Source organism: Paenibacillus humicola, from assembly GCF_028826105.1.
Taxonomy (GTDB): domain Bacteria; phylum Bacillota; class Bacilli; order Paenibacillales; family Paenibacillaceae; genus Paenibacillus_Z; species Paenibacillus_Z humicola.
In genome coordinates, this window is sequence record NZ_JAQGPL010000001.1 from 2,607,403 (window position 1) to 2,619,153 (window position 11,751).

Genomic DNA, 11,751 nt, shown 5'->3' on the forward strand with positions numbered 1-11,751 from the left:
AATGGAACAATCGAGAGCGTTATTGCGTTCGATGGGACTGCCCGACCGCGAGGCCTACGACCTGCCGGATTCAGCCAAACGGTTTCCGGACGGCGCGCAGTACCGCGTGGAAATTCCGAGCGTCGAAGGACCGGCGGCGCTGAGAGCCGTTTTTGAAGAAGCCGACCGGTACGGCGTGACGATCCACCGGGTGTCGCAGGGCAGCGGCATCATGCTGCAAACGGACGAAGAAATCGGGGAAATGGTTCAGCTGTGCGCCGACCGCGGCGTGGAGCTCAGTCTGTTCGTCGGTCCGCGCGGTACTTGGGATATCGGCGCACAGCCGTTCACGCCGGCCGGCAAGGTGATCGGGCTCCGGCACGAAGGCGTCGACCAGCTGGTCTATGCGATGGAAGACCTGCAGCGAGCCAACCGGCTTGGGGTCCGCGGCGCACTGGTCGCCGATGAAGGGCTTCTGCTCCTGACCAAAGAAATGAAAAAGCAGGGGCTGATCGCGCCGGACTTTGTCGTCAAAGTATCGGTACAAATGATGGCCGCCAACCCGGCCTCCATCCGCCTCATGGAGCAGCTTGGCGCGGATACGTACAACGTGCCGACTTCGCTCACGCTGCCCAAGCTGGCTTCGATCCGCCAGGCGATCGACATTCCGATCGACCTGTACGTGGAGGTTCCGGACGGCTTCGGCGGCTTTATCCGCCATTATGAAATTCCGGAATTGATCCGGCTGCTTGCCCCGGTTTATATCAAGTTCGGGCTGCGCAACCATCCCGACGTCTACCCGAGCGGAACGCATCTCGAAGCGACGAACGTCGCGCTCTGCCGCGAACGCGTCCGCCGGGCGTACCTGGGGATGCAGATGGTCGAGCGTTACGGCAAGCATCTGACGACGTCGAAGCTGGGAGCGCCGGGTCTTGGCGTTCCGGTACCGGCCCAAAGCAAATCATAACCGTCAAGGCTCGTAAATGGTCGGGTTGCAGTATGGTTTCAACAATGAAGCTGGCCGTATCATTGAGAATCGTGCACCTGGATACCGAACAGAACAACAACTAGCAAACGCCGGTTTTGACGGGCGCTTTATGGAATTTGCAAGAAGGGCGGCTGAAGTCTATCGCGATCGATCGTCACCGGCTCGCCAGCCGCACCTCACGAAGGCGGAACGCACGAGCGATGCAGGACATTCAGCAGAAGGTCGCGAGATGTACGGTTTTTCTCGGCTATACATGCCGACTCCAAAAAGAACTCTCCAAATACGGAGAGTTCTTTACATTTTATCCACGTGATTCCAGTTGTCCGTGTGATTCCAGAAGCGGAAATGGCCCATAACATGCTACTCATCCCATTTGGAATGAAGAACATGGTGGCAAAAGTTCGGACGCACATATCCCGGAAGAAGCAGCTCGCATATGTCGGCGTTAATCGTTCCGTAGGTGGTTTCCGGCTTGTGTTTGAAGCCTTCCAAAAACGTTTGCAGGATCTGTTGTTTAAAACGGCTGCGAGGAAAAGCCCCGACAACCTGCTGCCTCATTTCTGCCGGGATGAGATCGAAGTTCTTCCCGACCACATCGTAAGCAACGCCAAAATTCATCAGCGCCGCTTCGGTTTCCTTGTATTCCACGATTCCGACGGTCGTATGCAGGGCGACAGCATCCCACACCAATCGAACGGAATCTTCCGGTACCCCACGGCTTTTCAGAAAATCCCGGGCGGCATTCGCCCCATCGACCTCAAACCGTTTGTCCGCGCTTCGGAATGCGGGAGTGAGGCCGATGTCGTGGAAAAGCGAGCTGATATAAAGCAATTCGGAATCGTACTTCATCTGATTCAGGCTGCCTTTCATCGCCGCAAACAGGAAAACCCGGTTCGAGTGATTCCACAGAAGGTCGTCGGCATGCTCGCGCACTAATTCGGCCGCTTCTGCGGCTAGTTTACTATCGGGTATTTTAATATCCGCAATAAAATCCGTCATCGGCAACTCCCCCTTTTCATGCATTAACCTGCCATTTCCATATTTCTCAATGCTGGATAGGAATATGCGGAGACATTCACGCCAAAACTTCCCAGTCTTTTTCCTTTCCTCCTGACCGGTAACGCCCATTGCAATTTCCGGATACCTGCATTCGCTGCAGGCAGGGGCAGCGCGTAGCCAATCCTGACCAATCGACATGAGAAGGGTCATCGAAGGGAAGACTAACTATACAAACTGTGATAAAATTCATTTGTTACCTCCAACCGTTTAGGCGAATACTGAGCTCGAGCAAAAGAAATCATAAAAGGGTGTGTCGAGGTGTCGAAACTCCAAGACATTATTACGATATGCAGAAAAATCATTTATTATAAAGGCTACCAAGCTACATCGATCAGCGATATCTTGGATGAGGCTCACATCGGAAAAGGACAGTTTTATCACTACTTTTCATCCAAACGCGAACTCGGCCTGGCAGTCGTCGATGATCTGGTCAAGGAATGGGACAGGGAAGTGTTCGAGGGCATATTTGCAACTGATCTTGATCCTATCGCGAAATTAAATAAAATGCTTGATAGGACATTGACCATCCATACGGGCGAAGAAGGGAAATCGGGTTGTCCCGTAGGGAACCTTGCCGTCGAGATGAGCGAACACGACGAAACGTTTCGGTTAAAAGTCCACTATATATTCGACCGGTGGATTTTGTCGATCGAAAGCGTGCTCAACGAGCTGATTACACAGGGGCATATAACGTCGGACATCGATGCCAAGAAGCATGCACGAGCCATCGTATCTATGATCGAAGGCGCCATCTTATTAATGAAGAGTCAAAAAGAAGCCGGCTTTCTCACGAACGCTATCGAAATCATTCGCGCGCAATATCGGCTCACATGAGCCCGATTGCATGCTTCCGTTTTTTTCTATTGTGTATGCAAAGCGATTTTGTTATGATTCGTCTGTACCGAATGGTAGGTACAAAAAAACTACGCTCACGAAGGAAGGGGGACTCAGATGCTTGGCGATCATTTTTTTTGCCGAATCTGTACCGACAAGTAGGTACAAAATAAAGTTAAGGAAACAAATGCACGGCAAGTGATGCCTTTTATAAACAGCGAAGATCATGACCAAGATCAACCGCGTCGACATGAAAATTTTCGAAGATTAGGATGAAGCCCGTTATCGTTGTGGAGTATGCCGATATGGTAACAGGTAATTTGATTAATGTTTCCGCAACGATCAGGAAATGACCTTTTTCAAAAACAACTAAAATTACTAGTGAATGGAGCGAAACACATGAAAATAATGGTCATCGTTACCCACCCGAATATCGAATCGTCCGTCTGGAATAAAACATGGGCCGACGAATTGAAAAAACATGATGAGATCACGATTCATGAATTATATAAAGAATATCCGGACGAAAACATTGATGTCCATCGGGAGCAGCAGTTAATCTTGGCCCATGACCGGATTATTTTCCAGTATCCGCTATATTGGTACAGCGCGCCGCCGTTGCTGAAAAAATGGTTTGAAGACGTGCTGCTGTACAACTGGGCATACGGTCCTGAAGGAAATAAGACAGCCGGCAAAGAAATCGGGGTCGCGTTCTCGTATGGCGCGCCTACGGAAGCTTATCAACCGACCGGTTCCAACCGCTTCACGCTGGAGGAAATTTTGGTTCCCGTCCAAGCGCTTGCCAACTATATCAGCGCCGTGTACCTGCCTCACTTTGCGTATAACACGCTCGACTTAACGCGCTTGGCGCAAAGCAGCAAAGATTACGTACGGCATATTAAGACGGTTAAGCCTTTGATTGTACGAAAACGCAATGATTGACGCGATTTGTCCCCGGTGCCGGATGGAACGGCCAGTCTGCGTACCGCTCTGAAACAATTGCTTGAAGGTACGAATGCCGAGGTTCGCTTGAACCCAGGCATTCGTCCGGAAGGCGAAGACTACCGGAAGGTGATGACGGCCGATTGGGCGGAACTGCGCGATTCAAAGCCAGAATGAAACAACCGGCGCACAACCTTCAATACAGAAGGAAGATAACTTTGCCATTGGCTATCGAATTTCACCAGAGGAACCGTTTACCCATTGATTAACGATTTCTGATGCATTTGAATGCTGCTCTTTTAAAGACTCGGATTTATCATGCAAATATATGTAACAGGGAGATGCTTGACATTGGGTAAGAAGAATAGGAACCCATTGATTGCAATTATTGCAATTGCATTAGGTGCTTTCTCAATTTCTCTTGCAGAGTTTTTGCCAGTTGGTCTTCTTTATGAAATTAGCCGAAGCTTTGATGTATCGGAGGGAACTGCCGGAATTACAGTGACATCCACATCAATACTGGCGGCCATTGCGGGTCCGATTCTTACGATAGCTATCGGACGTCTGGATAGGCGGATGGTGGTTCTCGGACTGTCGTTGCTGCTTATTGTATCTAATGTACTCTCGATGATTACAACCCATTTCTTTGTGCTAGTCATTGCGCGAATCATTCTTGGAATCAGTGTTGGAGGATTCTGGGCTGTGGCTATGACAGCTCAAGCAAAGTTAGTTCCGCAAAAGAAGGTAGCAAAAGCGACCTCGATTGTCCTTGGAGGATTTGGGATTGGCACGGTCATAAGTGTTCCATTAGCCTCTTTTATAGCCGCACATTTTGATTTAAGGATCGTTTTCACGATAGGATGCATACTTGCGATTGCTGTTTTCATCATCCAGTTCATACTGCTTCCGAGAATTCCGATGGAACAGGGGATTCAAGGAAAAGATTTCCTGAAGCTGTTAAAAATAAAGAAAGTAGTAACGGTCTTTGTTATTGCGATTCTCACTGTGGGTGGTCAATTTGCGGCCTACACGTATATAACACCTTTTTTCCAAAAAGTGACTGGAATCGGCCCGAATCTACTTAGTGCGATATTGCTCGTTTATGGGATTGTTTCTTTCATAAGCAATTTTGCCGCGGGTTTCATAGCCGGACGCAGTCTCAAGAGATTGTTAGTGGGGACAGTCGTTATTTTCCTTATTTCATTACTGGGCATTTCACTGTTTGGAGATAACGTTGTAATTTCAATCATTGCTTTCATTATTTGGGCGGTCGCCTGGGGAATGGCTCCCTTGGGCCTGCAGTTATTGGTTTATTCAACTGCTGGGAATGCTATAGAAGCCGTGAGTCCGATCTATGTAGGTATTTATCAATTGTCTGTCAGCTTGGGAGCTTTAATAGGCGGTTTGGTAGTTGATACGACCAATGTAAACGGCGCGATGTGGCTGGGAACGTTCTCGTTCGCTTTGGTATTCATCCTTCTTACGGTTACCTCGACAGTCAATAACCGTTCTCTAGTCAGTCAAACAGAATAAGGAAAAAATTGTTGAAGTTAATCGTGCTTAATCCCTTAAGAAGAAGCGTTCGTCATCGGGCCGATAGAGCACCCCGAATTGATTCAGGATTCCGAAACGGCTGCACGTATCCGGCGAAAATCATACAGCTGATTAAGGAAGAAGGTATCGTTCCCGCAAAGTCTAGTAGAGGTCAGAAAAGTACAGGGGACACCGTTTGGATTGTCGACGGTGCTTGGTCACGCTATTGACGATGTTCATCGGACGGAATGAGGGGTCAGGCGCAGACGATTAACAAATTTTTTAGTGTACAAGAAGGTGACAATTCCGGTCGGATATTTGAAAAACGGTTGTTCGCCTTTTCGACAGGCGATCGGACTGAGGATGGTCTTTTCATGAAAAAGAAAGCTTTTTGTCCGTAAACCTGACATTAACCGACAGGACACGCCAGTTTATCCCCCTGTCTTTTGATGCAAATATTTGCAGTTTGACGAGTTCTTTTGTACACTTTCCCTATTAAGTTGATTTGCGTATCCGATCAGCAAAGGGGAATAAGGGCAAGTGCAGAACAAAAACAAGACCGTCGTCAAGTCCATGGATCTTCTGAATCTGTTTTTGTCGCATACGAAATTGAATTTGAACGAAATGATTCAGCTGTCCGGCATTCCGAAAACCTCCGTGCACCGCATGGTCGGTTCGCTGGAGGACATGGGCTTTCTGCAGCGGGATCATGAAGGGAAGTATGCGCTCGGACTGGTGTTTCTCCAATTCGGCAATCTAGTGGCGGAGCGGCTGGACATCCGGAATATCGCTCTGCCGATCATGCGGGAGCTTCGCGAGCGGGTGGGCGAAGCGGTTCATCTTGTCGTCAAGGACGGCAGGGAATCGATCTATATCGAAAAGCTGGATACGGACCACCCCGTACGCCTGTACACCAAAATCGGACGCAGGTCGCCTTTGTACGCGGGAGCCTGCTCGCGGATCCTGCTCGCCTTCATGGATGAGACGGAACGGGAGCAGTACCTGAGCGAGGTCGAGCTGCTGCCGATCGGGAACGGGACGATTACGGCCAAGGAGAAACTGCGGGCGGTGCTGGAGACGTCGAGGAAAAAAGGCTACAGCTTCAGCCTGTCCGAGCTTGAAAATTATACGGCCGAGCTGGCTGCGCCGATCTTCGATCATAACGGCCGGCTGACGGCCGGCATCAGCGTCGCAGGGCCCGAGGTCCGCTTTCACAAAGACCGTTTGCCGGAGCTGGCCGAGGATGTCATGCGGGCGGCAAATGAAATTTCGCATATGCTCGGCTGGATCGAACCGGTGGCCGGTTCGACGGCGGGGTAATGGTTATAGGAGCTCATCTCCGGACGGAGAATGGGCTTTTTTTATCCCCTTATATCATCCACAACCATTTTTTAAATCCCCATCCAAATTAACGAAATTGTGTTATAAAACCTACACAAATATGACGAAATAATGTTACCTTAAATCACAAAGAAATTCCTTGATTTTTATCATTCCAGCCTTATAATAAAACTAGGTTTTAATTTTCGGTACTTAAGTTCCGAAATTCGGTATTGCGAGATTCGGAACAATTTTTATAGATTCCCATCGAAGATGTCGTCTATCACAACATGAACGCGGGAGTGATCGCATTGCTTTCCCTTCAACAATTAAGAGAGATCGTGAAAATGGTCGAAGAATCGGGTATTCAAAAATTCGAGTACGAGACGTCCAGGGTGATCATTGCGAAAAACGACGGCACCGAAATTTCCGTTCCGGTGTCCGCTTCCGGGCCGCTGTATGAGCCGGACAAGCCGCGCGAATCCCATATGGCTTTTGCGCCGTCGCCGGCGGACGGCGTTGAAACCGCGGCTGCCGAGACAGCCGAAAAAACGATTACCGCTCCGATGCTGGGCACGTTCTACGCTGCGCCGGAGCCGGGGAAAGAGCCGTTTGTGCAGGCCGGCAAGCAAGTAACCGCCGATACCGTCGTTTGCGTATTGGAAGCGATGAAGCTGTTTAACGAGATTAGGGCCGGCGTTGAAGGGGAAATTGTGAAGGTGCTGGTAGAAGACGGGGAATTCGTCGAATACGGTCGCCCGCTCTTCTTGGTCAAAACGGATTAATCCGATTTAACAGTGGGAAGGGTGGCCGTGACGTGTTCAAAAAAATACTGATCGCCAATCGGGGCGAAATTGCCGTCAGAATCATACGCGCCTGCCGCGAAATGGGAATTGAGACTGTCGCGGTATACTCGGAGGCGGACCGTCAAGCGCTTCACGTGAAGATGGCGGACCAAGCGTTTTGCATCGGACCAGGTGCTACGAAGGACAGTTATTTGAACATCGCGAACATTATGCACGCGGCCGTATTCGCCCAGGCCGACGCCATTCATCCCGGGTACGGATTTTTGGCGGAGAACCCCGATTTTGCGGAAATTTGCGATGCGTTCGATATCGAGTTCATCGGTCCGGACGCCGACGTCATCCGGCAGATGGGAATGAAAGCCGCGGCGCGGGAAGCGATGAAGCTGGCCGGCCTGCCGGTCATTCCCGGAACGGAAGGCGTCATTGAAGACGAGCGGCTTGCCGTCAAGGTTGCAGCCGAAATCGGCTATCCCGTCATCGTGAAGGCGGCTTCCGGCGGCGGCGGCAAAGGGATGCGGATCGCATACGGCGAAGATGGCCTGATCCCTTCCATCCGGCATGCGCGGAAGGAGGCGGAGAGCGCTTTTGGCAACGGGGATGTTTATCTGGAGAAGTACTTGGAAGCGCCGCGCCATATCGAAATTCAAATTATGGCCGATAAACACGGCAACGTCGTTCATTTGGGCGAGAGGGACTGCTCGATCCAGCGGCGGCATCAGAAGCTTGTCGAGGAAGCGCCGTCTCCCGCAATCGACCCGGAGCTTCGGAAGCGGATGGGCGAAATGGCCGTGCGGGCCGCAAGGGAGATCGATTATCACGGCGCCGGCACGATCGAATTTCTGCTTGACCGAAGCGGACGGTTTTATTTTATGGAGATGAACACCCGCATTCAGGTCGAGCATCCGGTGACCGAATGGGTGACGGGTTTCGATCTGGTCCGGGAGCAAATCGCCGTCGCCGCGGGGCAGCCCTTGTCCTTCCGCCAGGAGGATGTGAGGCTGCAGGGGTGTTCGATCGAATGCCGGATCAATGCGGAAGATCCGGACAACCTGTTTATGCCGTCCCCCGGGAAGGTTACGGCCTATTTGCCGCCAGGCGGCTTCGGCGTAAGGGTGGACAGCGCCGTCTATACGGGGTGCGTCATTTCGCCGTTTTACGATTCGATGGTAGCGAAGGTCATCGTGTGGGGGAAAGACCGGACGGAAGCGATCGGGCGAATGAAACGGGCGCTCGGCGAATTTGTTGTCGAAGGCGTGGATACGACGATACCGTTTCATCGCAAGCTATTGGATAACGAAAGGTTTGCCAGCGGGGATTTTCAAACCGATTTTCTGGAAAGCGGCCTAATCAGCGGGGAGGATACAGCATGCGATACAACTTCGATGAGCCGTTTGGAACGTTTTGTTCAGACTCAATCAAGTGGAATTTCGTAAAGGACTTTTTCGGCGAAGAAGATCTGCTCCCGATGTGGATTGCGGATATGGACTTTGCAAGCCCGCAGCCGGTCATCGACGCGCTGAGGGAAAGAGCCGCGCAGGGAATTTACGGGTATACCGCGCGGCCTGGCTCGTTATATGAAGCGATTTCCGGCTGGATGATGCGCAGACACGACTGGGCGGTTGAACGCGATTGGATTTGTTACTCGCCCGGCGTCGTAACGGCACTGATCGCATGCGTTCAGACATTTACGAGCCCGGGTGACGGCGTCATCATCCAGCCCCCCGTCTACCCGCCGTTTGCGAAGCTGGTGGAAGGAAACGGGCGGAAGGTCGTCGCAAACCCGCTGATCCATCGCAACGGACGTTATGAAATGGATTTTGCCGATTTGGAGCAAAAAATAAAAGAAACCGGAGCCCGCTTGCTCATTTTGTGCAGCCCGCACAATCCCGTCGGAAGAGTGTGGACCAGGGCGGAGCTGGAGCGGCTGACGGAACTATGCCTGGCGCACGGCGTGCTGATCGTCTCCGATGAAATTCATGCCGACCTCGTTTTCCCGAACCATAAGCATACCCCCCTTGCGGTTGTTTCCGAGAAAGCGGCCGCCAGCTCCATCATCTGTATGGCGCCCAGCAAAACCTTTAATATTCCGGGATTGTCTACTTCTTTTATCATCATTCCCAATCCGGATTTGCGCGAAGCGTTTGATCGCACGCTTCAGGATGCGCATCAGTCCATGACCAATACGTTCGGCATCGTCGCCTCCGAAAGCGCGTACCGGCATGGTGATGAGTGGCTGAGCGAGTGCCTGTCGTATATTCGCGCAAACACCGACTTCGCGATTGCGTTTTTCGAGCGGAATTTGCCGGAAATCCGAACGACGAATCCGGAGGGGACCTTTTTGCTGTGGCTTGATTGCCGAGACTTGGGGATGGATCCGTACAGCCTTGCGCAGTTCATGATCAAGGAAGCGAGGGTAGCCTTGAGCAGCGGTTCGGATTTCGGCAAAGAAGGGGACGGATTTCTGCGCATGAACCTTGCCTGCAGGCGGTCGACGCTCGAAGAGGGGCTGCGCCGGATTGAAAAAGCTGTTAAAGTGAAAATAAGCACAATATAATGACGGCATTCGAGCCGATCTTCCAAATACAATCAGGGGGTGCGTCATGGCTGTCAGGCCTGTCAGACTGGAGATTAAAGATTTGCTGGTTGGATATAATTCGCAAGGCCGGCAAACGATAGCATTAAAGGATGTTAATTTAAAGGTGGGCGACGGCGAATTCGTCTCCGTCGTCGGACCGAGCGGCTGCGGTAAATCGACGCTGCTTCGAGTCGTTTCGGGGCTTCTGAAGCCGCTGTCCGGTGAAGCGCTCGTCGATAATCGGCCGATAACCGACGTTCCCGACCATATCGGCATGGTATTCCAGAACGACGCCTTGCTGCCGTGGAAATCCATTCTCGATAACATCCGCCTGCCGCTTGTGATCAAAAAAATGTCGAAAGCCGAACAGGAAAAGGAAGCGATGCGGCTCATCCGCATGGTGGGACTTGAAGGCTTCGAGCATTTTTATCCGAAGCAGCTGTCGGGCGGCATGCGCAAACGGGTCGCGCTTGCGCGCACCTTTGCCTACGATCCGTCCATTTATTTAATGGACGAGCCTTTCGGTCCGCTCGATGCCCAGACTCGCGTGGTGATCGGGGAGCAATTCCTGAAAATGTGGGAAGCCGTCGGCAAAAGCGTCCTGTTCATTACGCACGATATCGAAGAGGCGGTCGCGCTGTCGGACCGCGTGGTCGTGATGTCGAAACGGCCGGGCCGGATCAAGGCCGAATTTACGGTCGATATCGAACGTCCGCGTCCGTTTTACGAAATTCGTTTTGATCCGCGTTTCAGGGAACTGCAGCGTGAAATATGGGAGAGTCTGTCAGAAGAGGAATAGGGGGAACGATATGAAACAGGCACAAGCAACAAAGCGGGAGGCCGTCTCTGACCCGGAGGTTGCCCTCGTCAAACCTGTATCCGGATCGGATGGTCCGGATCGCGCAAGACCGAAACGGACGTCCGGCAATTGGTCGGTATGGGGCGGCAGAATCGCCGTCGGCGTCGTCCTGCTGGGCATCTGGCAGCTGCTGTCCGGAACGGTCATTAATGAATTTTGGTTCAGCAAGCCATCCCTGATCGCAGGCCGCATCATCGAAATCGCATTGACCGGAGAGCTTTGGCGCCATTTAGGAACTACGTTGGAGGAATGCCTGGCGGGCATGGCGATCGGCATGGTTGCCGGAACTCTGCTCGGCATCGCCGCGGCTTTCGGGGGCATTGTCGACAAATGGCTTCATCCTTACGTGATGGCGATTTACAGTCTGCCACGCGTTGCGTTGGCTCCGCTCTTTATCGTTTGGTTCGGGATCGGCTTTTCCTCCAAGGTCATCATGGTCGTGGCGATGGTTCTGTTCGTGGCGTTTTACAACTCCTATGAAGGGATCAAAAACATCGACCACAGCCTGCTCGATATGATGAAGACGTACAAAGCGAACCGGACGCAGGTCATGCGGTGGGTCATTCTCCCGTCGATCACGGTCTGGATTTTCACCAGCCTGCGGCTGAACATCGGCATGGCGCTGATCGGTTCGGTTATTGCGGAAATGGTCGGCGCAAACAAAGGCCTCGGCTATTACATTACTTACTCGTCCAGCCTGCTGGATACGACCGGTATTTATACCGGACTCGTGCTCATCATGCTGATCGCGCTCGTGCTTGAGCAAATCATCGTGCAATTCGAGCGGCGGCTGCTTCGGTATCGTTGAATCGGGTTTCAGTTCCCATACATCGATTCAAAAAAAATAAGGGGAGTA

11 protein-coding genes are annotated in these 11,751 nt (G+C 51.8%); 10 read left to right on the forward strand and 1 reads right to left on the reverse strand.

Annotated elements, in window-relative coordinates:
* The first annotated feature begins 1 nt into the window (after nt 1).
* Nucleotides 2-946, forward strand: coding sequence for a U32 family peptidase (locus PD282_RS12085; RefSeq protein WP_274650927.1), 945 nt, complete (start codon nt 2-4; stop codon nt 944-946).
* Nucleotides 947-1,327: 381 nt separating this feature from the next.
* Here PD282_RS12085 and PD282_RS12090 read toward each other — a convergent pair whose 3' ends face one another.
* Nucleotides 1,328-1,966, reverse strand: coding sequence for an HD domain-containing protein (locus tag PD282_RS12090; RefSeq protein WP_274655187.1), 639 nt, complete (start codon nt 1,964-1,966; stop codon nt 1,328-1,330).
* A gap of 318 nt (nt 1,967-2,284) precedes the next feature.
* Here PD282_RS12090 and PD282_RS12095 point away from each other — a divergent pair, with 318 nt between their 5' ends.
* The 9 genes from PD282_RS12095 to PD282_RS12135 all read left to right on the forward strand — a co-directional run bounded on the left by PD282_RS12095 (nt 2,285) and on the right by PD282_RS12135 (nt 11,703).
* Nucleotides 2,285-2,860: a TetR/AcrR family transcriptional regulator gene (locus tag PD282_RS12095; protein ID WP_274650928.1), complete on the forward strand. Its 576-nt coding sequence runs from the start codon at nt 2,285-2,287 to the stop codon at nt 2,858-2,860.
* Nucleotides 2,861-3,259: 399 nt separating this feature from the next.
* Entirely contained in the window at nt 3,260-3,802 is a 543-nt protein-coding gene (locus tag PD282_RS12100; RefSeq protein ID WP_274655189.1) for an NAD(P)H-dependent oxidoreductase, read from the forward strand.
* A 351-nt stretch (nt 3,803-4,153) separates the two neighbouring features.
* Nucleotides 4,154-5,335 carry an MFS transporter gene (locus tag PD282_RS12105; protein ID WP_274650929.1) on the forward strand — a complete coding sequence of 394 codons (1,182 nt, stop codon included), beginning with the start codon at nt 4,154-4,156 and terminating at the stop codon, nt 5,333-5,335.
* Nucleotides 5,336-5,875: 540 nt separating this feature from the next.
* Nucleotides 5,876-6,655, forward strand: coding sequence for an IclR family transcriptional regulator (locus PD282_RS12110; RefSeq protein WP_274650930.1), 780 nt, complete (start codon nt 5,876-5,878; stop codon nt 6,653-6,655).
* 302 nt (nt 6,656-6,957) lie between these two features.
* On the forward strand, nt 6,958-7,440 hold the full coding sequence (accB, locus tag PD282_RS12115; protein ID WP_274655191.1) for an acetyl-CoA carboxylase biotin carboxyl carrier protein: 483 nt from the start codon (nt 6,958-6,960) through the stop codon (nt 7,438-7,440).
* Nucleotides 7,441-7,472: 32 nt separating this feature from the next.
* Nucleotides 7,473-8,894: an acetyl-CoA carboxylase biotin carboxylase subunit gene (gene accC, locus PD282_RS12120; RefSeq protein WP_274650931.1), complete on the forward strand. Its 1,422-nt coding sequence runs from the start codon at nt 7,473-7,475 to the stop codon at nt 8,892-8,894.
* The gene (locus tag PD282_RS12125) at nt 8,828-10,015 is read left to right on the forward strand and encodes a MalY/PatB family protein (RefSeq protein ID WP_274650932.1); all 1,188 of its coding nucleotides are present in this window, start codon (nt 8,828-8,830) and stop codon (nt 10,013-10,015) included. The genes accC and PD282_RS12125 overlap by 67 nt, the downstream gene beginning before the upstream one ends.
* Nucleotides 10,016-10,061: 46 nt before the next feature.
* Nucleotides 10,062-10,835 carry an ABC transporter ATP-binding protein gene (locus PD282_RS12130; RefSeq protein WP_274650933.1) on the forward strand — a complete coding sequence of 258 codons (774 nt, stop codon included), beginning with the start codon at nt 10,062-10,064 and terminating at the stop codon, nt 10,833-10,835.
* A gap of 10 nt (nt 10,836-10,845) precedes the next feature.
* Nucleotides 10,846-11,703 (forward strand): ABC transporter permease, encoded by an 858-nt coding sequence (locus tag PD282_RS12135; protein WP_274650934.1) that lies wholly within the window; start codon nt 10,846-10,848, stop codon nt 11,701-11,703.
* Nucleotides 11,704-11,751: the final 48 nt, after the last annotated feature.